At 53.7% G+C, this 25,634-nt stretch carries 19 protein-coding genes; 8 read left to right on the forward strand and 11 right to left on the reverse strand.

The features are described 5' to 3' along the window. The first annotated feature begins 183 nt into the window (after window positions 1-183). Window positions 184-783, forward strand: a complete 600-nt coding sequence (locus tag PS2015_RS13170; RefSeq protein ID WP_058022663.1) for a redoxin domain-containing protein — start codon at window positions 184-186, stop codon at window positions 781-783. Between the two features lie 101 nt (window positions 784-884). On the opposite strand, the gene PS2015_RS13175 is transcribed toward PS2015_RS13170, so the two are convergent. Further along, entirely contained in the window at window positions 885-1,655 is a 771-nt protein-coding gene (locus PS2015_RS13175) for a ferredoxin--NADP reductase (RefSeq protein ID WP_058022664.1), read from the reverse strand. Window positions 1,656-1,777: 122 nt separating this feature from the next. On the opposite strand from PS2015_RS13175, the gene PS2015_RS13180 reads away from it, so the two are divergent. Together PS2015_RS13180 and PS2015_RS13185 are read left to right on the forward strand one after the other, a co-directional pair. Next, window positions 1,778-2,692, forward strand: a complete 915-nt coding sequence (locus PS2015_RS13180; protein WP_058022665.1) for a LysR substrate-binding domain-containing protein — start codon at window positions 1,778-1,780, stop codon at window positions 2,690-2,692. Beyond that, entirely contained in the window at window positions 2,692-5,001 is a 2,310-nt protein-coding gene (locus tag PS2015_RS13185) for an efflux RND transporter permease subunit (RefSeq protein ID WP_058022666.1), read from the forward strand. The genes PS2015_RS13180 and PS2015_RS13185 overlap by 1 nt, the downstream gene beginning before the upstream one ends. On the opposite strand, the gene PS2015_RS13190 is transcribed toward PS2015_RS13185, so the two are convergent. From PS2015_RS13190 to PS2015_RS13205, 4 genes are read right to left on the reverse strand one after another with little or no spacing between them, the layout of a single operon-like run. Beyond that, complete coding sequence (locus PS2015_RS13190) at window positions 4,985-5,797, reverse strand: inositol monophosphatase family protein (RefSeq protein WP_058022667.1); 813 nt, start codon at window positions 5,795-5,797, stop codon at window positions 4,985-4,987. The genes PS2015_RS13185 and PS2015_RS13190 overlap by 17 nt on opposite strands. Next, window positions 5,794-6,414 carry a TIGR02466 family protein gene (locus PS2015_RS13195; RefSeq protein WP_058022668.1) on the reverse strand — a complete coding sequence of 207 codons (621 nt, stop codon included), beginning with the start codon at window positions 6,412-6,414 and terminating at the stop codon, window positions 5,794-5,796. The genes PS2015_RS13190 and PS2015_RS13195 overlap by 4 nt, the downstream gene beginning before the upstream one ends. 13 nt (window positions 6,415-6,427) lie before the next feature. Continuing rightward, window positions 6,428-8,677, reverse strand: coding sequence for an outer membrane protein assembly factor BamB family protein (locus tag PS2015_RS13200; RefSeq protein WP_058022669.1), 2,250 nt, complete (start codon window positions 8,675-8,677; stop codon window positions 6,428-6,430). Window positions 8,678-8,727: 50 nt separating this feature from the next. Further along, window positions 8,728-12,231 (reverse strand): 7TM diverse intracellular signaling domain-containing protein, encoded by a 3,504-nt coding sequence (locus tag PS2015_RS13205; protein WP_169792323.1) that lies wholly within the window; start codon window positions 12,229-12,231, stop codon window positions 8,728-8,730. A 93-nt stretch (window positions 12,232-12,324) separates the two neighbouring features. Here PS2015_RS13205 and PS2015_RS13210 point away from each other — a divergent pair, with 93 nt between their 5' ends. Next, on the forward strand, window positions 12,325-14,454 hold the full coding sequence (locus PS2015_RS13210; RefSeq protein ID WP_058022671.1) for an outer membrane protein assembly factor BamB family protein: 2,130 nt from the start codon (window positions 12,325-12,327) through the stop codon (window positions 14,452-14,454). Between the two features lie 37 nt (window positions 14,455-14,491). Here the strand turns inward: PS2015_RS13210 and PS2015_RS13215 are convergent, their stop codons facing one another. Both PS2015_RS13215 and PS2015_RS13220 read right to left on the reverse strand, forming a co-directional pair. Then, window positions 14,492-16,258, reverse strand: coding sequence for an SLC13 family permease (locus PS2015_RS13215; protein WP_058022672.1), 1,767 nt, complete (start codon window positions 16,256-16,258; stop codon window positions 14,492-14,494). Window positions 16,259-16,360: 102 nt separating this feature from the next. Further along, window positions 16,361-17,227, reverse strand: coding sequence for a pirin family protein (locus PS2015_RS13220; RefSeq protein WP_058022673.1), 867 nt, complete (start codon window positions 17,225-17,227; stop codon window positions 16,361-16,363). Between the two features lie 107 nt (window positions 17,228-17,334). Between PS2015_RS13220 and PS2015_RS13225 the strand changes: the two genes are divergently transcribed. Continuing rightward, entirely contained in the window at window positions 17,335-18,231 is an 897-nt protein-coding gene (locus PS2015_RS13225; protein ID WP_058022674.1) for a LysR family transcriptional regulator, read from the forward strand. Between the two features lie 21 nt (window positions 18,232-18,252). Here PS2015_RS13225 and PS2015_RS13230 read toward each other — a convergent pair whose 3' ends face one another. Beyond that, on the reverse strand, window positions 18,253-19,836 hold the full coding sequence (locus PS2015_RS13230; RefSeq protein WP_058022675.1) for a carboxylesterase/lipase family protein: 1,584 nt from the start codon (window positions 19,834-19,836) through the stop codon (window positions 18,253-18,255). Window positions 19,837-19,940: 104 nt separating this feature from the next. Here PS2015_RS13230 and PS2015_RS13235 point away from each other — a divergent pair, with 104 nt between their 5' ends. Beyond that, the gene (locus tag PS2015_RS13235) at window positions 19,941-20,747 is read left to right on the forward strand and encodes a phospholipase A (protein WP_058022676.1); all 807 of its coding nucleotides are present in this window, start codon (window positions 19,941-19,943) and stop codon (window positions 20,745-20,747) included. On the opposite strand, the gene PS2015_RS13240 is transcribed toward PS2015_RS13235, so the two are convergent. From PS2015_RS13240 to PS2015_RS13250, 3 genes are read right to left on the reverse strand one after another with little or no spacing between them, the layout of a single operon-like run. Beyond that, window positions 20,742-21,599 carry a PA2778 family cysteine peptidase gene (locus PS2015_RS13240; protein ID WP_058022677.1) on the reverse strand — a complete coding sequence of 286 codons (858 nt, stop codon included), beginning with the start codon at window positions 21,597-21,599 and terminating at the stop codon, window positions 20,742-20,744. The genes PS2015_RS13235 and PS2015_RS13240 overlap by 6 nt on opposite strands. Further along, on the reverse strand, window positions 21,599-21,988 hold the full coding sequence (locus PS2015_RS13245) for a PA2779 family protein (protein WP_058022678.1): 390 nt from the start codon (window positions 21,986-21,988) through the stop codon (window positions 21,599-21,601). Before PS2015_RS13245 ends, PS2015_RS13240 begins: the two co-directional genes overlap by 1 nt. Before the next feature lie 43 nt (window positions 21,989-22,031). Continuing rightward, entirely contained in the window at window positions 22,032-22,859 is an 828-nt protein-coding gene (locus PS2015_RS13250; protein ID WP_058022679.1) for a mechanosensitive ion channel family protein, read from the reverse strand. Between the two features lie 162 nt (window positions 22,860-23,021). On the opposite strand from PS2015_RS13250, the gene PS2015_RS13255 reads away from it, so the two are divergent. Together PS2015_RS13255 and PS2015_RS13260 are read left to right on the forward strand one after the other, a co-directional pair. Beyond that, a complete protein-coding gene (locus tag PS2015_RS13255; protein ID WP_058022680.1) occupies window positions 23,022-24,371 on the forward strand; it encodes an amidohydrolase family protein in 1,350 nt (449 codons plus the stop codon). A gap of 71 nt (window positions 24,372-24,442) precedes the next feature. Beyond that, complete coding sequence (locus tag PS2015_RS13260; RefSeq protein ID WP_156412743.1) at window positions 24,443-25,633, forward strand: sensor histidine kinase; 1,191 nt, start codon at window positions 24,443-24,445, stop codon at window positions 25,631-25,633. Window position 25,634 lies beyond the last annotated feature (1 nt).

Consider the following 25,634-nt stretch of genomic DNA (forward strand, 5'->3'; position numbering starts at 1 on the left):
GCGGCCCCACGGGTAATCAGGGTCTCACAATTCGTCACAAATTGAGCCTTGATATGGGTCAACATAATTGGTCTATTTGGGAGCGTATTTCGTAATATCGGTGGAAGTCCGCGCCAGTTCAGGTAAGATTAAATGAGCTTCGGCGGCATTGAGGCTTCACAGTTATGTACAGGAGTTTCTACCATGCGTAAGGCAATCACAACATTATTACTGCTGGCTGTTGGCAGTCTGGCCTCTCTGGCCATGGCCAACGAGTCCTTCCTGAAGACCATCAAGGAATTCGAACTGACCGACCACATGGGTCAGTCGCACACCATGGACGAGTACCTGGAACGTGACTGGGTGGTCATGTACATTCACGGCACGGGCTGTCCGATTGCCCGATTGTCAGTTCCGGCTTTCCAGAAAATACGTCAGGACTACGCTGACAAAAACATTGAATTTCTGATGCTCAATTCCTTCATTCAGGATGATATTCCTCGTATCCAGAAGGAGGCGCAGGAGTTCAATATCACCTTCCCGATTCTGAAGGACGCGGATCAGTCAGTCGCCCGCTCACTGGGTGTGGAGCGAACAGCAGAGGTCTTCATCATTGACCCGCGCACGCGTAAAGTTCATTTCCGCGGCCCGATTGATGACTCTTTGGGCTACGAAACTCAGCGACTGGAGACCAATCATCACTATCTGCGCGACGCGCTGGATACCGTGATGGCCGGCGGCACTGTCAACATGAATGACATCCCGGATGCCAAAGGCTGCCTGGTTGGCTATTTCCTGAGCTGATTAGAGCATCCGGTTCAGCCCAAGCGACAAAAAAGGCCCGGCGGGGATCTAATCCGCCGGGCCTTTCTTTTTCTCAGGGGCTGATATTGCCTGTTAGCTCCTTATTCAACAAATGCCCGCTCAATCACATACTCCGCCTGAATGCCATGGCGAGACTCGGTAAAACCGGCTTCGTCCAGGATGCGACACATATCCTTGAGCATTGAGGGACTACCGCACAACATAAAACGGTCATGCTCCGGATCAGGTTGTGGCTGGCCAATTTTTCTAGCCAGTGTGCCATCTTCCAGAATATCAGTCACTCGCCCTTGATTCTCAAACTCATCACGGGTAACAGTCGGGTAATAAAGCAGTTTTTCACGCACCACATCACCAAAAAACTCATTTTGCGGCAACTCTTTGGTAATGTAGTCCTTGTAGGCTAGGTCAACGATACGGCGTACACCATGCACCAGCACTACTCGCTCAAAGCGGTCATACACCTCAGGGTCACGAATGATACTCATAAACGGAGCCAGCCCCGTACCGGTGCCAACCAGGTAAAGGTTACGACCCGGACGCAGGTGCTCGGCCACCAGAGTGCCCGTTGGCTTGCTGCTGACGTAGACTTCATCCCCTACTTTGATATTCTGCAAGCGTGATGTCAGCGGGCCGTCCGGCACTTTAATACTGAAGAATTCCAGCTCTTCATCATAGTTTGCGCTGGCGATACTGTAAGCCCGCATCAGGGGTCGGCCATCCACCTCAAGACCCACCATCACAAAATGACCATTCTCGAAACGCAGACCTTTATCGCGGGTCGTGGTAAAACTGAATAGCGACTCATTCCAGTGATGAACGCTGGTCACACTTTGTTTGGATATTGCGGCCATAAAAATTCCTTAAAGCTACTGAACATCAAATTTCGACGCACGCATGATACGCATGGAACAAATAGAACCAAAATGATTTAATAAGCTAAACTTTATCTGTTTTACAAATAAGGAGGCTCGACATGCATTACACCCTTCGGCAAATCGAGGTATTCCTGGCAACTGCATTCCACGAAAACGTATCGCAAGCGGCCGACAGTCTGGCCATGTCCCAATCAGCCGCCAGTTCGGCATTGAAGGAGTTGGAACAACGCTTTGGTATTCAGTTGTTTGACCGGGTTGGCAAACGTCTGCAATTGAATGATTTTGGCAAAAGCCTGCGACCAAAGGCTGAGTCATTGCTGAGCCAGGCCGTTGAGTTCGAAAACCTGTTAGCCATGCGCGGCGAAATCGGCCACATTAATGTTGGCGCCACCCTGACCATCGGCAACTACCTGGCCGTGCCCATTATGGCCGAATTCATGAACCGCTACCCTGGCTCCCGCGTAGATCTGACTGTGGAAAACACACGCTCAATCACACAGAGGGTGCTGAACTTTGAGCTGGATATTGGTCTGGTTGAGGGAGAGCTGCAAAATGATAATCTCGATATTATCCACTGGCGTGATGATGAGCTCAGCCTGTTCTGCGCACCTGATCATCCGCTCGCGGGCCGCCCTACGCTTAATGACGACGATCTGGCAGAGGCGGAGTGGATTATACGCGAGGCGGGTTCAGGCACACGACAAGGTTTCGAGCACGCTATGTATGGACTGATGTCGGGACTGAATGTGCGCCTGGAGCTGCAGCATACTGAAGCTATTAAACGCGCAGTGGAGGCCGGTCTGGGCATTGGCTGTCTGTCACGGATTACACTACAGGAAGCGTTCCGCCGTGGCAGCCTGCTCCCTCTTTACGCGCCACAACGCGACTGGATGCGGCGCTTTTATTTCATCCTGCACAAACAAAAGTATCGCACGGCTGGCATTCGCAACTGGTTGACCCTGTGCCAGGAGGAAGGCGCCGATCATTTCAGCACCTATGGCCCTGATCAATAATGTTTGAGTTCCTGGTTCGCCAACGCAATTTGTTATTGCTGGGCAGCGTGTGCCTGACACTGTTTCTGGCGGCTGGCATCAGGCACGCCGACTTTGACACCCGCATAGAAATTCTGCTGGGCGACAACGATCCATTCATCGCCGAGCGCGACCTGCTCAACCAACGCTTTCAGGAACCCCAGCAGATAAACATTGCGGTCACAGCCGCACAAGCAGATATCTCGGTGTTTTCGCCGCCGGTACTCAATGCTCTGGGTGATATGCACTTTGCTTACCGGCAGATCCCCTACGCCAAGAGCGCCAGCTCCGTTGTTGCCTTCGACTCGCCTTATGGCGAGATAGGCCTGATTGCCGGCCGTTTCCGCAACTTTGAATCCGTCAATCCAGAGATACTGCAAAATGCTCGCGAACGAGCCATGAACAACCAGTTGATCGGTCGCACCATGGTGTCTGCTGACGAGGTCGTAGCCCTGTTCAGCATAACCCTGTCCCTGACTGATACTACTACCGAGCAGAATCGTGAAATCGCATCATCTCTGACCCGGTTAATCGATGAGCTGCACACCAACCACCCTGGCGTCAGATTCTTCGGCAGCGGCGAGGCCATGTATGAAATGTCTACACGCGCCGCCATGCTGCAAGACCTGATTTACCTGCTCCCCTGGGTGATTCTGATCTGCATATTATTTATCTGCTACTGTTTTAAATCTGTGCGCCATGGCGCTTCTATTTTGATAGTCACCCTGCTTACGGTCGCATCAACTGTCGGCACGCTGGCCTGGTCAGGTACTGCATTCAACAGTATTTCTGTTATGGCGCCCCTGGTAGTGGTGATTATTGCTGTTGCCAACACGGCGCATCTACTGTCTATTTTCAGACAGCAACGGAGAAATGGCACCGCACCTGAAGAAGCCATGCAGCAGAGCCTGAACCTGAACCTGAGACCGGTAACACTGGCGGCACTGACCACAACCATTGGATTTTTGAGCCTCAACTACGCGTCCTCGCCAGCCATCAGCCAATTCGGCAGCATTGTTGCATCAGGCGTCACGTATGCCTGGTGCTATGCCTTCCTGGCCTTTCCTGCGCTGGTACTTATGACTGACAGCGGCAATATCGAAAAACAGGACAGCATAGCCTTTGCCGGACGGTTCCTGACCGCATGTCGACATCTGCGACAATTTTACCCGCGCACCATATTCCTCGGCACAATAGCGGCCGGCACCATCGCTGCACTGCTGCTGCCTCTCAATCAGACCGACTTCGATCGCACGGATTTTATTGATCAGGATTCGCAACTACACCAATACTTTGAGTTACTTGCCCGACACATGGGCAGAGGAAATGTGATCAGTTGGGGAGTGGAAATTCACGACATTGAGGTTTCCGATCCAGCGACGCTGCATGAGCTGGACAGACTTGCGGAATGGCTTCGCTCACGCGACGACGTCACGGCTGTTGTCAGCCTTGCAGATGTGATCAAAACCATTAACCAGACACTGGAAGGCAATCGCTACGACTCACCGGAACAGGCTTTCAGGATACCTGCTGATCAATCCACTATCGATCAGCATCTGATGAACTATCTGTCCGTACAGCGTGACAGCTACGCTCTCGACCGCTTTCTGCATGACGCCTCATCAACCGTTCGGCTTTTTGTGACGACCGGCCCGCTCAGCAATCAACAGATTATCGACCTGGATACGGCGTTGGCAGATCACATTAACCGCAGCGGCCTGTCTGATACTTTTCGCTTGCTGCATGGCAGTGATACGGTTTTATTTGCACGCATGGACAAGACTGTAACTGTGGAGCTGATCATCAGCTATGCGATCAGCCTGACCATGATTACACTGGTTCTGACACTGGGCCTGCGCAGTGTAAGGCTGGGACTGATATCTGTCGCCGCCAACCTGTTGCCAGCCACACTGGTCTTTGGTGCCTGGGCAATACTCGTCGGGCAGATTGACCCGTTTGTCATGATGTTATTCAGCATCAGCATAGGATTAGTGGTTGATGATACTGTTCATCTGATCAGCCATTTTCAGCGCCAACGCGAAGGTGGTGCGGATATCGATACCGCCTGCGAAGAAGCTGCGCAGCTGGCAGGACCGGCACTGACCATCACAACCGCTGTGTTAGCCCTGGGCACATTCATATTACTGTTTGCCAGTACACTCTATTTTCAACAGGCTGCCACTTTGCTGGTGCCTATTGTAGTTTTGGCTCTTCTGTTGGACCTGACCTTTCTGCCATTGCTGCTGAAACGTGCCGATGGACTCAGACTGACGGCTATTCCACCGACCTGAGCAGGGCCCGGGCCTGGTCGAACAACGCCGGGTTAGCCACCAGAATATTTTTATTGTGGAATACCGGACTGACCCCATCGGGCACGGGCATAATGTGTCCATAACAGGCCCCGGCTTCCTGAGCAATCAACTGCGCTGCAGCAAAATCCCAGATACTCAGATTTTCGTAGTAGACATCCAGTCGGCCCATGGCCACCCAGCAAATATCCAGTGCAGCAGAGCCAATGCGACGTAAATCTGCACAATGGTTCAACATGACTTCAAGGCGACGAACCAACCGCGCCATGTCTTCCTTTATATATGGGAAACCGGTCGCAAACAACGCACGGCGCATCTCCGTCTTGCTGCCCACACTGATTTTTTTGTCATTGAGAAAGGCCCCATCACCATAACTCGCCGTGAACATTTCGTCGCTGAACGGATTATAGACGACAGCGCTCTGAACCCGGCCACCATTGAGCCAGGCTATGGATACGGCTGAGTGGGCGTGGTCATGGGCGTAGTTTACCGTGCCGTCAATCGGATCGATTATCCAAAGGGGGGTGTTAACACTGCTTAGTGCGTCCAGATCAGGCGCCGACTCTTCAGCCAGTATCTGGTGCTCAGGATAGTGTCTGGCTATCGCCTCGCATATCAGCCGGTCAACTTTGATATCAGCCTCGGTCACCAATTCCTGACCTGCCTGTTTATAGTGTTGCTGGGGACCGCCGGCACGCTTCAACTCTGCCAGCATCAACGCACCGGCTTGCCGGGCGATGGCCTGACTGAATGCCAGCACTTCGTGTCTGTCGCTCATAGTACCTCTATGGTTAATGCGTTGGAGAATTCATCCTGACCCAGTTTACCGGAGAAAAACGTATTGAACGACAGGCTGATTCGTTCTATATCTTCCCGCACGGGCGGCACACCATGCCTGATATTCGACGGAAACAACAGCAAGTCACCAATACTTGCCTGAATAAAGTACTGCGGGGCGCTGTAATACGTTTCCTCCGAGCGCAGCAGTTCAAACCAGTTTTGGTCTTCATCTCTGTAGAAATTGATACCATCAACCTGCGCCAGACTGATATACAACACGCCACTGACCACGCTGTTGGGGTGCGTGTGAATATGATGCGCCTGATCCTTTCCTGAAAGCGTCAACCAGGATTGTGTTATTTTCAAGCGCACGTCATTTGTAGTCTTGAATACAGTATCCAGGTAATTGGCCAGGTGTCCCTCAATCATGGCACGGATGTCCTGCATCGGTAGCGCGCCAAGCACATGCTTGTCACGTGATGCCAGATTGGAGACCGCGGAGATTGGCTGAGTCAGACAATCCTGAAAAAAACCACGCTCCTGCGCGGTGAAATCTCTGCCCAGTCTGGCGCGATACACAGGTACGGCAAACAGATTCATCATTTCATTGTTCATACGTTATCCCACCTCATCTCGAGCTTAAGACCACTGCAACGTAACGGCTGACGGCATCAATCTGATTTTCATTTATCTGCAATGCAAACGCCGGCATCTCTACACCGCCCCGGCTGACCATTTGCTGAATCGATTGCAGATTTCGAATACTCCGGATTGAAGGCGCGGAGCCTCCGTTTACACCCTGTCCATCAACACCGTGGCAGGCAACACAATACTGAGTGTAGACCTGTTCGCCAAGACGATGCTGTTCAGGAGTCAAATCCGGCAACGGCTGCGTCGTTGCACCGCTATCTGCAGGCGCCTGTTGTATGTTTTGCGCGCTGCTCGCCCTGGCGGCAGCATCCGGCAAGGCCAGCGCCACCAGCTCTGCCGGATGCTCAGCGGTAGATACTGCGATAACGATATACTGAAATCCATCATGCCAGTAGGTCATTGGCGCACCGCTGGCTTTAGCGGGCAGTGTCAGCTCGGCGACTACGTCACCGCTGAGTTTGTCGTAAGCCCTGAACATGGGGCCACCCGGGTCGCCACTCAGATGCCCGGCCTCGGCCATAAACAACAGGGTCGAAGTCAACAACGGAGCGGGGCGAATCATCGGATGTCCCATGTTATCAAAGTCCAGCCCCAACCCCTGCAGATCAGGGTGCTCCCGGATGTAATCGGAGGCCGGCCCGATACTGCGAGACCATGTATGTGCAGCGCGGTTCATATCCGTTGCAGTGATCAGACTCCACGGAGGTCTCATGATGGGCAGTCCGCGTGGTCCCTGGATAAACACTGAAGGCGCTCGCAGATAGTTCCAGTCTGTGCGACCCGGCTCTGGTTCAAGAAGCCCCGCCGCCATAGGCGCATTTCGCAGTGGCACGTACATCATGGCAGTCTGCGGATCAAATGCGGCACCATTCCAGTTTGAGCCACCTTGATACCCGGGATTGACCCATGTGCCCTGGGTACCCCCATCACGAATCGGCGTTGGAGGGGTATACATGGGACCAGTCACATACTGTGATGCAATCGCCAGTGCCTCAGCCTTCAGCTCAGGGGTAAAATCAATCAGGTCATCCTCGTTAAAGCCCTGGCTCAGATAGGGCGGAGGCAGCGACGGGAAAGGCTGGCTGGGAGCCGCGCGCTCACCAGGCACCTCGCTTGATGGAACCTGTCTGTCTTCGATCGGCCAGACAGGTTCGCCGGTCAGACGATCAAATACAAATGACATACCCTGTTTGGTCAATTGAGTCACGGTTTTGATCTGACGCCCGTTGACAACAATATCGCCGAGTATCGGTGCCGACGGTGGGTCGTAGTCCCAGAGTCCGTGTCGCGTCAGTTGGTAATACCAGACCAGCTCGCCCGTGCGGCCATCCAGGCAGACCAGGCTCTGTGCAAAGAGGTTATCGCCATGGCGATGTCCGCCATAAAAGTCATTGGAGCCAGCCTCAACCGGCAGATAAATATAGCCGGTTTCAGTATCCACGCTCATCATGGACCAGACGCCGGTGTTGCCGGTGTATTGCCATGAGTCTCCCTGCCACGTCTCATGACCGGTCTCGCCGGGTTGTGGAATGGTATTAAAGCGCCATAGCAGCTCCCCGGTTCTGACATCGTATCCGCGGATGTGACCAGGTGTAGCGCGGATATTTGGCGCCGTGATAGTACCGACCACCTGTGCCACAACGACATCCCCGACCACCGCGGGTGGGGAGGACGAACCCACGGATTCCGCGTCGGAGCCATCAGGATAGAGTTGCTCTTTCAACAATACCGTGCCGTTGTTGCCAAATGCCGGGTCAGCCAGACCGGTCCGCGCATCAATCGAAATCAAGCGACCGTCCAGAGTATTGTGGAACAGACGGGCTTGCTGGCCGTCCGACCACCAGGCCAGTGAACGACTTCCCAATCCCAGCCCCCGATCGTCAACAGTGGGGGGCTGCGGGTCGAACTGCCAAAGCGGGATGCCAGTTGCAGGGTCAAGTGCCACTACTTGATGCTGGCCACTTGGAACATACAGAACCCCGTTGACCATCAATGGAGTCGCTTTCATATTGCGGTCCGGGCGATCGCCCAGAGGAAGGGCACGCCATCGCCAGGCAATTTCCAGTGTCTGCGCATTCTGCGCAGTTATCTGATCCAGAGCTGAATAACGGGTGAATCCATGGTCGCCACCCCAGGTATGCCATTCACCGTCCGGCGCACCATACTGTGCCATGCCTGTCTGAGACATCAACAGCAGCAACAAGAACGGCAGACTGAACCGGATCACTAAATTTCTCCTGTTATTATTATCATTTTTTGACAAGCCGGGTTACCGAATCAGTTCAACGCTTTTTGCTCAACAATCTCCTGCAGACGCGCAACGGAAGCCTCCAGTGCGTCGCGTGCCTCCTGATCATGACTGACCTTGGACAACACAAAGTAGGCCGTCCTGGCCACCTGTCGCCAACGCGGATTAGATGGCAATTTGTCCAGAGACAGATAGCGATTCATTGAACGAGTCCTGAGACGCCCGTTGTCTACACTGACACTCCAGATACGACTTTTTTCGGCCAGGTCAATAATCGACTCACCCGTCACCTTCTGCCAGTAATAGTGACAATCCTGCATGACCTTTACCAATGCTTCACGATATAGCATCTCGGTATCTTCATCTGTCTCGGCTCCCAGAGAGCTGGACAGGTTGGAAATCAGCGAATCAATATTTTTCAGCTCGGTGACCAGCTCTTTATGGTTCTGCAGATCCTCTGGCTTGATATGTGACAGGTACTCACCCAGCGTCTGGGTGCGCTCCACATTGCGGTTAATTTCGGCGATAATCTGGGGCAGGGTCAGTGATCCAGGATCTTCATCTTGAGCATCCGGAGTTTCGGAATGAGATATCGCGGACCGGTTGAACTCGAACACCAGCAGATAAAACTCCTGGTCAGGCTGGCTCATGGTCAACAGACAGAACCGTCCTTTTTGATTTCCAAGTTCAAAATCAAAATACTCCGTTCGGTCCTGGCGCGAAATCATGGCTTCATTAAACGGAAAGTGCACAGCATCTGCCAGCGCAGGTGATCGCTCCATCAGATGATCAGCAATACGGTTGACTGACTGATGTGAAAACTCACGACTCTCCACGGACAATAGTTCTTCAGCCGGGCCGTTGATGAAAATCACTATGCCGGCTTCGTCAATCGCCAACAACGGGTCACCTGTCACGTCCAAAAGAGCCGCCAGCCGCTGCTCTCGCTCACGTAACCGCTTTTCGTTTTCCTCGTAGCGTTGCAACTGCCAATTGAGACGCTGATTATCTCTTTTCAATTGTTGCAGATGCAGCAACTCAAACTGTTTATCAATACGAATACGCAGCTCTTCCTTGCTAAAAGGTTTGGTGATGTAGTCATTGGCACCCAGACTGAGTCCTTTAACAAGATCTTCAACACGATTTTTTGCGGTCAGAATAACGATTGGAAGCTCATCGGCATCGTAGCGTTTACGTACAATCTGACAGAACTGATAACCGGTCATCACCGGCATCATTAAATCAAGGATAATCAGATCAGGTTTTTCATGCGCCAACTTATCCAGCGCCTCGGCGCCGCTGAGCGCCGTGGTTAACTCATACGACTCAGACAGATGAGACTCCACAATACGCAGATTAAGATACTCATCATCCACGACCAGGATTTTGCCAGTGACCTGCGATCGATCCAGCGCAGCGGACTCATGCTCGATTATCTCGGTACCAGGTCTCAGTCCACGACGTCGATCCGACAAGCCGGTCGCCTTAAGCGCTGCATCAAGATCAGGTGATTTTTCGCTTACTTCTGCAAGCAGTTCCAAGTCTTGTTTTTGTCCTTTCCTTACGGATGATTTGTCTTCCGGTAACGCTTCTTTTAACACCAGATCAAAGTAAAACAGCGAGCCTTCGCCGGGCGTACTTCGCAAGACAATCTCGGAATCATGTAGTTCAAGCAACCGCTGTGAAATAGACAATCCAAGGCCAGTGCCACCTGCATGACGGGCTTCATCCGAATCGACCTGATAGAAACGTTTAAATATTTTTTTCTGTTCTTCCTGGGAAATGCCGATACCGGTATCTCTCACTGAAACACGTACATCCAACTCCAATATTTCGACGGCGATGGTAACACTGCCGTGTGGCGTGAATTTAATCGCATTGGCAACGAGATTAAACAGTACCTGTTGCAGGCGGTCCTCATCCCCTTCAACAATCACACGACCCGGCGGGTAATTTTCAATTAACTTGATGGGTTTATCACCGATCAGTGGCCGGGTCATTCTGACCACCACCCCGCAGACCTGTTTCAAATCAACATCTTTTCGATTAAGCGCCAGTTGTCCGTTCTTTATGGCTGAAAAATCGATAACATCATTGACCAGACTGGACAATCTCTGTGCACTGACCTTCATTAACGTCAGTGTTTCGCGCTGTGAACTGTTAAGATTGCCAGCCTGGTCTGCCAACATAATTTCAGCCAGGCCGATAATGCCGGTCAGCGGCGTGCGCAATTCATGTGAGACATTGGCAATAAACTCTTCCTTGACGGTGTCCGCCTGCTGCAGGGCATCAATTTTGAGTTGATTGGCTTTCAGCAGATCTTCCTGAGCTGTTTTGAAGCCCTCCATCATTCCCTGCAGGCGATCACTCAGACCGATTGCCAGCACCGTGATTGCCGCTAGCGTGGCCAGTTGCACACCGTTGTAAGCCAGCAATGGCGGTATCAGCACGCCGAGTCGCTGCACCAGCTCCATCATGACGCCAATCAACAGGATAATCCAGGCGGATATAAAAAAGCTGGCAGCACGAGCCTGTCGACGTTTAGCCAACAATCCGCTGATTGTGATAATCGCCATCAGAGTGAAGCTGGTTACCAAAGCCAGTCGATTGACTGTTGCCGAGTCGAGTATCAAACCCAGAACCAGGGCCAACAGTGCAACGGCCAGATAAATACGCGCCAGCCTGTCAAGTCCGGCATGCAGGTGTCGTAAATTCAGAAAGCTGCGCACAAAGGCCATGGCCGCCACGTTTGCCGTCAATGCAAACACACTGGTCGCACGGTTTGCCCAGGCGGGACTTTCCGGCCACAGGTACTGGTAGCCCAGGCCCATGGATGCCAGAGAATATAGAGCACCGGAGACTACCAGCAGGCCAAAATACAGAAACCCTTCTTCCTTGCTGGTAAACCAGACTGTAAAGCTGTATATCACAATCATCAGCATCAGCCCGAAATACAGGCCCGATGTAAACAGTACCCGCTGGGTTTCAGCCGAGAAATATGCTTCGCTGCCCAGAGCCAGAGGGAACTGCAGGGATCCTGCTGTTTCAATCCTGAAATAAAGTTGTTGTTGCTGGTCCGGGAGCACGGGGAATTCGAAATTGATACTGCGATGCAGCCGGTCACGGGCCCGGAATGGCAACTCGCTGCCGGCCGATTTTTGCTGCCATTCTCCAGCCTGGTCCTGATAATAGAAGTCAACCCGGGACAGTTGTGCAAAGTTGGTGAAGGCCAGCCAGGTGCGCTCGTCATCGAAGCGGTTTGACAAGGTAACCTGAACCCAGAGCGCGCTGCGGCGATAGCCAAGGTTAGGCTGCCCGGGCGCAACCCAGGGCTGTCCGATCGCGTTCAATTGGTCGCGGGCCTGCTCAAAACTCAGTTCACCTTCAATATCATCGAGCAGCAGCATTTCCGTGCCGGGCACCAGCCCGCCGGGAAAGCTGTCCAGTTCCAGCGCCACTGCATCAGGCAACCGCCCCAATAACAGCAGCAGCACGATACTCATCCAGATTGCAGAGGTTGTTTTAACTTCCATGCCAGCCATTCCGACCCTGTGACCTTATCCGCTATACTCAACTACCGGAATCATATAGAGTTTATGCCAACAATAATACTAACGGACGTCATCATGCCAGTACCTGCCCGACTTTCTGACCCGAAATTGCGACTTTTAAACCAAAAACTTAAATTTTTCAGCCTGATTACCCTGACACTGGCCAGTCTGGGCGTGCCTTCGCTGCAGGCACAAACTGCTGCAACGTTCACCAGTGAGCAGGCTGATGCCGGTGCCGATATCTATACCGCGCAGTGTGCCTTGTGTCACGGCGAGTCACTGCAAGGTGGTGGTGCCGGCCCGGCACTGCAGGGCGAAGCCTTCAACAGTCGCTGGAGAGGGCAGTCGGTGAGCGCACTGATTCAGCTGATCAATACCAGCATGCCGCCCGGTGGCGCTGCCAGTCTATCAACAGCAGATTTCTACAACGTCACTGCCTATATCCTGAATGCCAATGGTGTAAGTGCTGGCGATGTCGCGCTGAACGCAAATAATACGGCGACCCTGCAGTCACTACCCAGAACCAGCGCTGGCAGCTTGCAGCAGGCTTCGTCAGCCGAACCAACCGGTCCGCGACTGACCGTCGCCGGCACTATCACCAACTTCAGGCCACTGAGCAGAGCCGAGCTGATGAATCCATCGGCTGAAAACTGGCTGATGTGGCGCGGCAATCCGCAGGCATGGAGCTACAGCCGACTGGATCAGATAGATCGAGATAATATCGACAGCCTGCGTCTTGAGTGGGTCTGGAACATGCACGAAGGCGACTCTGAACCCGCACCGATTGTTTATGATGGCATCATGTATCTCATTAACCCGGGCAATATTGTGCAGGCTCTGGATGCCCGCAACGGCGAACTGATCTGGGAACACGCCGCCGGACCTGACACCGGCGAAGACATGCGCAATATAGCTATCTACAACGACAAGATCATTCAGGCCACGACGGATGCCCGCCTGATAGCTCTGGACGCCCGCACCGGCGAACAGGTCTGGCAACAGATTCTTGCCGACAGCAGCAAGGGGTTTGCCAACTCCAGCGGGCCGCTGATAGCAGACAACAAAATCATTGTCGGGTTGGCCGGTTGCGCCACTTATATCCCTGAAGATTGTTATGTCAGCGCTTACAATGCGGACACCGGCGAACTGGAATGGCGATTCAATACAATCGCCAAGCAGGGAGAGCCTGGCGGTGATACCTGGGGTAATCTGGATGATATTTTCCGTGCCGGCGGTGAAACCTGGATCACCGGCAGTTACGACCCGGAGCTGCGCCTGACCTATTGGGGCGTTGCACAGGCCAAACCCTGGGCGCCGCCGAGCCGTCATATGTCCATACATGATGCGGGCCTGTACACCAACTCGACTCTGGCCCTGGATGTAGATACCGGCGAGCTGGTCTGGCACTTCCAGCACGTCCCCGGCGAAGCGCTGGATCTGGATGAGGTGTTTGAGCGGGTACTGGTTGATCGCAACGGACGCAAGCTGGTGCTGTCCATTGGCAAACACGGCATTCTATGGAAGAACGACCGGGAGACCGGCGAATTTCTGGGTTATGCCGAGACCATGTATCAGAATGTCTTCACGCACATTAACCCTGAAACCGGTGCAGTGACCTATCGTGATGATATTATCAATGCCCAGCTTGACGAGTGGATTCCCGCCTGCCCCAGCAGCGCCGGCGGCAAAAACTGGCACGCCATGAGTTATCACGAACCCAGTGGCGCGCTGATTGCGCCACTCAGCCAGACCTGCCTGGACAATCGCGCCCGTGCGGTAGAGCTGGCCCCCGGATCAGGCGGTCTGGCCTCCAATCGACGCTTTTACGAGATGCCCGGCACTGATGGCAATCTTGGCAAGCTGGCCGCCTATGACGTTGACACACTTGAAGAGAAATGGAGTTACGAGCAGCGGGCATCGTTTATCACCGGCGTTTTGTCTACCGCCGGCAACCTGGCCTTTGTAGGTGACCTGGACCGTCGTTTCCGTGCGTTTGATGCACTGAGTGGTGAGATACTGTGGGAAACGCGCCTGGGAACTGCAGTCCAGGGGCACCCCTTGACCTTCAGCATTGATGGCAAGCAATACATTGCTGTCACCACGGCAAATGGCGGAACAAGTCCACGCATGGTGCCGCGCGTGGTCGCCTCCGAAATAAACCCTCCCAGAAGCGGGAATGCGGTCTACGTTTTTGCGCTGCCCTGACACCGGCAACACGAATCCGGAACCGTCACGACCAACGTCATTGTAATGGCATTAACCATAACAAAACTGACAGCGTCGTGACGGCCACCACAATATTCATGGGAATACCGGCACGCAGAAAATCAGTAAAACGATAAGCACCCGGGCCGTAGACCATCAGGTTGGTCTGATAACCCAGCGGTGTTGCGAAACTGGATGATGCCGCGATCATGATCGCAAACATGAAAGCCCGCGGATCGAGCCCTGCCGCATGTGTGATAGCCAGAACCAGCGGCACCATGATAATGGCTGCCGCATTATTGGTAATCAATTCAGTCAGCACGGACACAGAAATATAAGTCAAAATCAATAACAGCCAGGGCCGGCCGCCACTAAGGCTGACTATCCCCTCAGCCAGCATGGCTGCAACGCCGGTCTTCTGCAACGCGGCGCCCAGTGCAAACGATGCCGCAATGGTAATCAGTACTGGCAGGTCCAGACTCTTTTCCGCCTGGCTGACCGTCAGGCAACCAGTGGTCAGCATGACAATCACCGCGAGCAAAGCGGCATTCAACATCGACAACAATCCCAGGCCTGCGGCACTGACCGACAACAACAGAATAGCCCACGCAAGCCCGGCCTTTTCATGCCTCGGTGTCACCTTGTCCAGGTCATTAATCAACAGAAAATCCTTGTTGAACTGCTGTCGACTGACAAATGCCGGACGTGCTTCAAGTAACAGTGTGTCACCCGGCTTTATAATAATATTGCCCAGATTTCCCGCAATCCGCTCACCATTTCTGGCCACCGCCATCACCACGGCACCATAACGATCGTGGAAGCGGCAACTGCGGATGGTTTCACCAACGGCCGCACAGGACTGAGAGACTACCACTTCTATCAGACGGCGCTCGGCACGCTCGTGTTGCATCAGCGTGCTTTCCCCGGCCGAGGCTGTCAGGCCGTGAATCCGCAGCAGATCGGTCACCGCCTCAGTTTCGCCAGCAAATACCAATCGGTCGCCGGCCAGCAGGGTTTCTTCCGATGGCGCCGCCGTAACAACAGAATCACCCCGGCTTATTTCCACCAGGTAAAGCCGTTCCAGGTCGCGTAACCCGGCCTGCTCAACGGTCATTCCTACCAATGGCCCCTGTGGATCAACGGCAACTTCCAACGTAAATTCACGCATATTGGCAAAGGGCTGTCGGGCGCTGCGGTCCGGCAGAATACGCGGCAACACTAATAGCATGAAGGTGATGGCCACCAGAGCCACCGGCAGGCCAATCATGGTGATGGAGAAAACAGAGAAATCCTGACGCCCGGTCAAAGCCTGGTACTGTCCTGCAACCACCAGATTCGTGCTGGTACCGATCAGGGTCAGGCTACCGCCGACAATGGCGCCATAGCTCAGTGGTATCAGCAGCCGTGATGGCGCAATCCCGGTCTTGCGCGACCAGGCATTAATTGCCGGAATCATGGTGGCAACCACCGGGGTATTGTTCAAAAATGCACTCAGCGGCACAACGGGCAAAAACAGCCGCAGCATGGCCGTGCGCACGGATCGTGGACGACCCAGAAACCGATTAATCAACAGGTCAATGCCACCGGAGGCATGCAGTCCAGCCGCCACTGCAAACATGGCTGCCACAGTGGCCAGCCCCGGGTTAGCAAACCCTGCCAGAGCCTCGGTCGGCGTGAGTACGCCGGACAGACTCAAGACGGCCAGTGCCGTCATCAATACTACATGAGGAGCCAGACGCGTGCTGATCAATGTGACCAGCACGCCCAGGGTGGCCGTTACGGCCAGAAATGCCTGCCATTCCACACTAAAGACTCTCTTCGTTATCGGGAAAGGCAGTATAGAGCAGACTTTTTATTACATAAAAGAATTATTGATTCTAATATATTTCACTAATGGACTAAAAAATCAGAACCGCCGGGCAAGTGTGCCCTTGCGATAATCATCCAGAGCCTGCTCTATTTCTTCACGGGTATTCATCACAAATGGACCATACTGTGCAATGGGCTCTTTGAGCGGAACACCCGACAGCAACACCACCCGGGTATCATCACTGCCTGCCTGCATGTGCAGATGAGAGCCTTTACGCGACAGGCGAACCAATTTGCCACGGGCGACCGTTGTCAAGTTTTCACCCAGTTGCAGCTCGCCTTCATAGACATACACCAGTGCAGTCGAATCCGCGGCCAGCTCAATGACATGCTTCTGCCCGGCCTGTGTCAATGCCAGGTCAAAATAGACCGGTCGGGTATCCGGACGATCCACCAGGCCGCTCAATGCTTGTCCATCAACAAGCGCCTGCCCCGCAATCATTTTGACCTGTAAGCCGGGCATTGACTCTACTGGAATGCGATCTGAGGCAATATCCTGGTAGGCCGGAGGCTGCATCTTGCTATGAGCCGGCAGGTTCAGCCAGACCTGGAAACCGCGCATGCGACCTTCGGTCTGTTTGGGCATCTCCGAATGGATAATGCCCGCTCCGGCCGTCATCCATTGCACATCACCATTTTGCAAATCACCCACATTGCCCATGTGGTCCTGATGCTCCATATGCCCTTCCAGCATATAGGTCACGGTTTCAAACCCCCGGTGCGGGTGCGGCGGAAATCCACCGATATAGTCACTGGCCTCATAGGATCCAAACTCATCCATCATCAGAAACGGATCGAATCGCGCAGGATCACCCATACCTCCAAAGACTCTCAACAGCTTGACACCGTCCCCATCCGAGGAAGGACGTGCGACGATGATTTCTTCAATAGTTTTACTTGCCATATTCTGCCTCCTGAGTAACGATTGCCATATTAACCCTGCCTGACTGATCTTTTAATACAAATTAACGCACAAAAAGATCTGATTTTCTGATAGATAAGGCATCAGACATGAAACTACCAAAAATATCGCTGGACCAGTGGGCTGCATTTATCGCGGTAGTCGATGAGGGCAGCTTTGCAAAAGCGGCTGAGCGACTGAACAAAAGCCAGTCCAGTATCAGTTACGCGATTGCCAGACTTAATGAGCTGCTGCCAAAACCCGTATTGGTGCTGAGCGGACGCAAGGCGACACTGACAGCCGAGGGCAAAGTCATGTACCGGCGTGCCAGCCAGCTTCTGCAACAAGCCCAGACTGCGGAGGATATTGCCAGACAGCTTGCCAGCGGCACGGAGCCGGAAGTTGTGATTGCGGTTGACGGGCTGCTGGAACCATCGCAACTATTGCCAGTTCTCGATAAATTCTCACGGCACTACCCTATGACACGTTTGCGGGTGCTGGAAACTCAACTGTCCGGCACCGAAGAAGCGTTATTGGAAAAAAAAGCCAACTTGGTCATCGGCAGTCATATCCCGATCGGATACATGGGTACACCATTGAAACGGGTGCGCATGATTGCCGTTGCTCATCCTGAGCATCCGCTGTTCAGTGTAAGCACCGATTCCGGCATCAACGACTATGAACTAAGAAGCTGGCGTCAGATTGTGCTGCGCGACAGTGGCCAGCGGCGTGAGCAGGACGCCGGATGGCTTGGCTCTGAGCAGCGCTGGACCGTCAGCCATTTTTCCACGACCTTAAAAATCCTGCGGGCCGGCCACGGCTTTGCGTTTCTGCCTGAAGACTGGGTCGCGGCCGATCTGAAAAATGGTCAGCTAAAACAATTAACTCTGAGCATGGGGGCCGAACGGCAGCTGCAGCTATATATGATCATGGCCTCTTCTGACAGTATCGGGCCGGCCACCACGGCCCTGGCCCGACTGCTCAAGGATCACTTTGCTGCTTACTGAGTACAGCGCTCTGATCACAGTTTACGGGGCGACCGCCTGGCGCCGCCGGTCCATCACCCTGTCAAAAACGGCCCAGTTTTCCGGCATCAGATCCGTGCGGGCGCTGACTTCAGTGTCCAATAGCAGATAATTTCGCGCGCTGTTAGTGTATGGCAGCCACTCAGGCTGACCCGGTGCCGACGGAACACCAAAATGCGCAAAATTCACCCAATAATCAGACATGATGTCGGCCAGCCGATAATCCATGGCCGATGCCCGGTTGCGCAACGTATGTACATTATTAAATACATAGGCAATTTCAGCCGCATGATAAGCACCCAACTCCTCCGACGCCGGACCCGGGGGACGGTGGGTGAAGTAATAGAGATAGGCTGGCTGATCAACCAGGCGATTCAAATTGGCCCAGGTCACCATATTCCAGCCAAAAGTCGCATCACGGAAACTGTCCAGTACTGACCGGCGTATATCAGTGGCCGGGTACACATCCTCGATCAGATCGGCAAGCTCACCATACTGCGCCTGCAATCGAGCCCTGTATGCTTCTGCAGAGACCGGTAGATTGCCAGCGGCCCCCAAGGTTGTTCCCTCTTCGCTGTTAAAGCCGACCATCACCGGTACCGGGTTTTGACGCCCCTCAGAGAACAAGGCATAGGGTTGCTCCGGGATAACCCAGCCGTCAACAATGCCATCCGTACGGAAGCCAGCACTCATTGCCGAATCCATCAGCTCGCGGGCTGGTAAGGCACGTAGTGCGCTCAGATCCTGCGCCCCCAGATGTTCGGCAAGACGGGTACCGGCAGAAATAGCCGCCGGACCGGCTGAGGTGGGGCGATCCAGCTCCACCCGGGTATCCAGTCGCGCTCCGCTTTGCGCGATAGCCTTATGGAACAGGCCAGCGGCCAGCGGGCTGCTGACCAGAAAGTGCACACTCCAGGCACCGGCAGACTCGCCAAAAATGGTGACATTGTCCGGATCTCCGCCAAACGCCGCGATGTTGTCCTGCACCCATTGCAGAGCCTGAATCTGATCAAGAATCCCGTAATTACCGGCGGAAAAGTTCGGTGACTCGGCAATCAATTCCGGGTGCGCAAAGTAGCCAAAGACCCCAAGACGATAGTTCACGGTAACAACCACAACATCTTTCAACGCAAGCTCAGCGCCATCATAGGTGTCAATCGCACCGGAGCCACGCGTCAGAGCTCCACCGTGCAACCAGACCATAACCGGTTTTCTCGCCTCTGTGTCCGCTTGCGCAGCACTCCATACATTCAGATACAGGCAATCTTCGCTGCTGATGCGAGCGGGGCGATAAAAAAACGAACCCTCAGGGTAGGGCTGCTGCATACAATCCGGCCCAAAAGTGTCTGCCATGCGCTCACCCGTCCAACCCGGCGCCGGCTGCGGCGGGCGCCAACGATTGACACCAACAGGCGGTGCGGCAAACGGTATACCTTTAAACTCTGCTACGCGCGCATTACGCTCAGACAAAGTACCAATCAGCTTACCCTGCTGCGTTTGCACAACCGGCGCCGCATCCTGAGCCTGAACTCCGGGAACGCAAAACAGCGCCACCCACGCAAACACCCTTAAAACCTTCAGTGTCATAACTTCATCCCGCTTATTCGACTTGTAATGGAATTGTGAGGACGATGCAGTAAAATGACGCCCTTGGCAAGTCCGTTCACCTCCACCTCTGGTTGTTAAAATACATGTCTGTCACCCGAACACTACTATCATCTGTTATTTCGCTGATTCTCACACTATCAATTGGCAGCAGCCTGCAGGCGCAAACGCCGGTTGTCGATGCTGACCAGGAACCTGCACGCTTCTTCAGTCCCTACAAAGATAACTACCTGTCTGTCGGGCGCATGCGGATGAAAGACGGCAGCACGCCATTCAGCGGAGAGGATCTGGATATCAAATTTGAACTGGGCATGACCTTCAGTTTTTTTGACAACAGTGAGTCCTTCGACTTTCTGGACCCACTCCGCTTTGGTTATTCGCAGCGCTCATGGTGGAATATTACAGAGGATTCCTCGCCATTTACTGAGCACAACTACAATCCGGAAATGTTCTGGCGCTTTGATCACCCGCTGATCGACATAATCGGTTTTGAGCACCAATCGAATGGACAGAGTGGCCTGGATTCGCGAAGCTGGGACAGACTTTATGCACAGAAATCATTTCAGCTTGCTGACAATTTCACTGTCGACCTGAAACTGTGGTCAGTTGTATCAGATGAAGAAAACAATGCAGATATCCGGGATTATCTGGGGTCAGCCCAGCTTGGTCTGAACTTTGAGCCTAATGACAGGACCGTGATCCGTGCCCGAATCATCAAAGGCCGTAATCATTCCAAGATCAGCTATCAGGCCGACATACGATACCAGCGCCCCTGGCTGAACAGTGCTTTTTATCTGGTCTATTACGAAGGTTATGGCGAGGCACTGATCAGTTACAATAAAAAAAGTCGCAGTCTGCGCGCGGGCTTGTACTTCCCGCTTGATACCTTATAGGTCACTGGCATCGGGCGACTGCAAAACCTGCAGATTCTGTTGCGCCGGGCCATAGTCCGGATGCGTCGCAAGCAATTCTTGCAGTATTTCGATCGCTCTGGAAGTGTGCCCCGCAGCGGCCAGCCAGTTACTATATCCCATGGCAATTAAAGGATCATCCGGCCAACGTTTATAGCCGGCCCGCCAGGCCATTTCTGCAGAGTCCGAATGTAAGGCTTCAAACTCAGCAACCGTGCGAAAATAATCTGCAGCAAGCATGCTGACGGGAAGCTGCCCGGGTGCGAGTGTCAACATCGCCCAGTGTCCGGCCCGCTGCCAGGTTCGCTCGAAAGTTCTCATCGACACTACGTAATTCTCTGTCAGTCCGGAGTGCAGTATGAGTTCGCGGCGCGCCATGTCATAACCAATGACAACAGCATAATGCCACTGCGGGAATATCGACAGCCCAAGGTTCTGGAATACCAGCACCGGATTATCAGCTGCCAACTCTGTGATAACGGCGCGCAAGGTACCAGGTATAATAAATGGCAGACGGCCTAACTGCCGACTGGCAGCCAGCATTTCTACCTGCAAGGAACCTTGCCGCTCGGGGATGTAAACCTGAGAAACCAGCTGATCAGGGTGAATCTGCAGTTGTGCGTAATTCAACACGCTGGACAAAGCAGCAGGCCCACATTGATACTGTTGCTGAGGAAAAAACGGCACATCTTTTATGATGTGCCGCTCAGGCAGTCCGGTACTGAACTGCCGGGGTAGCTGATCAGTTTGTGGCGTGGCCGCACAAGCGACCAGCACCACAAACAGTCCGGCCAGAGCAGACCATCGCAGGGCTGCACCGGTCCGCATAATCATCAGATACCCGGGAAGATATCCGTTACACCCGCCACATCCAGCAACATGAATATCACCAACAAAAACAACACCGTTTCCAGCAATCCTTCACCCGCTGGCAACTCATCAATATGAGCCGCGATCTCGGCCAGTTCGGCAGCGCTCATGGCAGCCACTCGCGCCTGCGCGTCAGCCGGATCAACACCACGCTGAGTCAACTGTGACTGCACATCGTTGCGACTTAAAAAGCTTTGTACTGTATCGCGCTGATCAGCAAGCCGGACTTCGTTCAACAGTTGCTCAGTTGACACCATAGACTGCGGCGCAGCCTGTACCTGAAATGAAACGCCAAACGTAAACACCATCAGCAACATCCAGGTCACGTGACGCTTAATTGATGTAAATTTCATATGATCTCCCTCTACATGGTGGTCAGTGTGATTTTACCTTGCCTCAGCCGGCCTGATGAATGTGCACATCGCGCTGCGGGAATGGAATGGTCAGCCCTTCCTTGTCGAAGGTTTTGTAGACCTGCTCATTCATTCGGAAATGTACTGGCCAGAAGTCCGCGGCATTGACCCACACCCGCACAACGATATTCACTGAACTGTCGGCCAGAGCCGATACTGCCATAAATGGCTCCGGGTCTTTAAGGATGCGCTCATCCTCCGCAATCAGGCGCCCCAGTACTTCATAAGCCTTATCGACATCGTCACCGTAGGCAATACCAAAAGTCCAATCCACACGGCGTTTTTCCTGCGCAGAAAAATTAGTCAGCGAACCTGTCGCCAGCGGGCCATTCGGGATAATAATTGTTTTATTGTCGGGTGTGGTCAGTACCGTCACAAAAATCTGGATCTCTTTTACCGAACCCATATACCCCTGCGCTTCAATGAAGTCGCCAACCTTGAAGTATTTAAAAAACAGAATCATGACGCCGCCGGCAAAATTCTGCAGCGTTCCCGACAAGGCGAGACCAACCGCCAGACCTGCAGCACCGAGTATGGCGATAAACGAGGTCATTTCCACGCCCAGCACGCCCAGCGCTGATATATAGACCAGCACTTTCAGCAATATGGAAGCCAGGCTGCTCAAAAACGAACCCAATGACGGGTCGACCTTGCTCTTTACCAGTACCTTCTTGATGATGCCGACCAGCACGCCGACAACCCATAAACCAATGACAAGTGTGGCAAGCGCACCGAGCAACTTTGGCCCGTAAGCCAGCCCCAACTCCATCAGCACATCACCTGAAACATTAATGCTCTGCAAAGATTCCATGAGGTCCCCTATCGATCAAATCCAACTGCTGGTTTTATTTCCTGACTGCTGCACATTAACCTACACCAGCTTAAAACTGTCAATTCCGATTTCCTTCGGCGCTTGCCGCCTTCAAATTGAAATCGCATAATCAAAGCACAATCGGAACAGGAGTGAACGTTTATGCAATGCCCCCGCCCGACGCTCAAGCGACTGTCTTTCAAGTTACTGGGCGAAAATCCTGTCGCCCGCACATTGCTCGTCAGCGCGCTTCTGGCTCAATCTTGCCTGATGATGCCCGCCGCCAGCGCACAAACAGACACTGTCGTCCTGACTGACTTACACCTGATCGACGGTACAGGGCAGCCGTCGATCACGGGCGCCACTGTTGTTGTCCAAAATGGCCGAATCTTGGCTGCAGGCCCGTCTGACGCGGTCGACGTGCCCGTCGATGCCGCCGTCCGATCGCTGGCCGGCAAAACCATCATACCCGGCCTGATCAACTCACATGGCCATGCCGGTGGCGTCCGGGGTCTGGAGTCCGGCCACTACAGCACCGAAAACCTGCTGCGACAACTGCGACTGTACGCCAGTTATGGAGTCACCACCGTTGTCAGCCTGGGCGATGATGAGGCCCCTGGCTTTGCACTGCGCGACGCTCAGAACTCTCCCGGCCTGGACCGCAGCCGACTGTTTGTGGCCGGACCGGTGCTGAGCGCTGCAACGCCGGAACAGGCTCGTACACTCGTTGATGAGACTGCAGCATTGCAACCAGACTTCCTGAAAATCCGCGTCGATGACAACCTGGGACGCACTCCAAAAATGAGCCCTGAAGTCTATCGCGCCTTCATACAACGCGCTGAATACCATAATATTCCCATGGCCGTGCATACCTATTATCTGGAAGATACCAGGGACGTTGTGGCTGCCGGTGGTGATTTTGTGGCTCACAGCGTCAGAGATACACACGTTGATGATGCGTTTGCGCAATTGCTGATAAGCAGGGAAGTCTGCTACACCCCGACACTGACGCGCGAGCTGTCAACTTATGTGTATGAGGACGAACCAGCCTTTTTCAGCGATCCGTTTTTTCTGGCTGGCCTGGATCAGCCAGAAATTCTGGATACTCTGCGGGACCCTCAACGCCAGCAGCGGACCCGCAACAATGCCGCCGCGCAGCAATATAAGGCCTCTCTGCCCATTGCCATGGCAAACCTGAAGTTGCTGGCTGATGCCGGCGTCACTATCGCCATGGGCACTGACAGTGGACCGCCCGCACGATTCCAGGGCTACTTCGAACACCTGGAAATGTCGATGATGCAGGACGCCGGACTGACTCCCACCCAGATTCTGTATTCCGCCACAGGCGCGGCAGCAAACTGTATGGGGCTGACCGATATCGGCACACTGCAACCGGGCAACTGGGCCGATTTCATCATCCTGGGTCAGAATCCGCTGCAGGACATCAACCATACGCGCAGCATCGAAGAAGTCTGGATTGCCGGCAAGGCCGTGCCGCGCCCCGGGTTCTGATACACTGGTCAGACACCTGGAGCAACTCCCGGAAAGCGGCAGTGATAACGGCAGTACAGTGAATACTCAAGGTGACCGATAATTCCGTAAAAGGGCTGAATGATATGGAAAGTTTCTGGAATAACGATCGCACACAAAGCCTGATTGGGGCCGCTGTGCTGGTCATTGTCAGCATGCTGTCCGTTTATCTGCTGGCCCAGAATGAGGCGGCATGGACGCCGCAACTAAGTCTGATCGCCGGGCTGTTTCTGTTGGATATTGTCTGCTTCTTTCTGACCACGTCAGCCTGGGTTGAGCGCTCAAGAACCCGCCTGCTGTTGGTCCTGTGGGTCGAAGCCGCTGCCATTCTGGCGCTGTACTTTCTGGTCAGCATTAGCTGGGTTGCCATTCTGGGCATTATCTGGATTGTGCAGGTTACAGAGGCGTTCAATATTCGCGCCACAAGCTGGCTGCTCACCGGTGCGGCGGTAATCTTCTCGGCCAGCCAGATTTATCACTGGAGCGACAGCAGTTTATTGATGGCAATTACCGCGTCTATCACTCTCAGCCTGTTCCATTTATTTGCTGTGATCGCGGCCTACCGGGCCAAGCGCGAACAGGAGCTGCGTCAGGAAACGGCCGCACTGAACCGGGAACTGCTGGCCACCCGGGAGCTACTGACTGAACACTCGCGCCAGACTGAGCGGCTGCGCATCGCAAGAGATCTGCATGATCTGTTGGGTCATCACCTGACCGCGCAAATATTGCAATTGGAGGTTGCAACCCACATCACAGAAGGGGCTGGCAAACAGAAAGTTGAACAGGCCCTGGCGCTGGGCAAGCTTTTGCTGAGCGACTTGCGGACAGCGGTGAGTGAGCTGCGCGAAGATGAACCCATCAACTTCCGTGATGCAGTTGAAAAACTGGTATTCGGCTTACCCGGTGTGGAATTTGAGCTGAATTTTAATTCTACATTGGGTGAAATGCATCAGGCGGAGACATTGCTGCGCTGCACACGTGAAGCACTGACCAATGTTTTGCGCCATAGTGGCGCGTCGCGATGCCGCATTTCATTTGACAGTGACGATCACTGCTATCGTCTGGAAATACGTGACAACGGGCACTGCCGGGACACGATCGTACCGGGTAATGGGCTCAAGGGAATCAAAGAACGTATTGAAGAGGCTGGCGGAAAAGTTTCCTGGCATATTGATTCAGGTTTTGTCCTGGAAATCCGCATACCGATAGATCGCAACGAGACGCCGGAGTGCCGCGCTGCCTGAC

Source organism: Pseudohongiella spirulinae (genome assembly GCF_001444425.1).
GTDB lineage: Bacteria > Pseudomonadota > Gammaproteobacteria > Pseudomonadales > Pseudohongiellaceae > Pseudohongiella > Pseudohongiella spirulinae.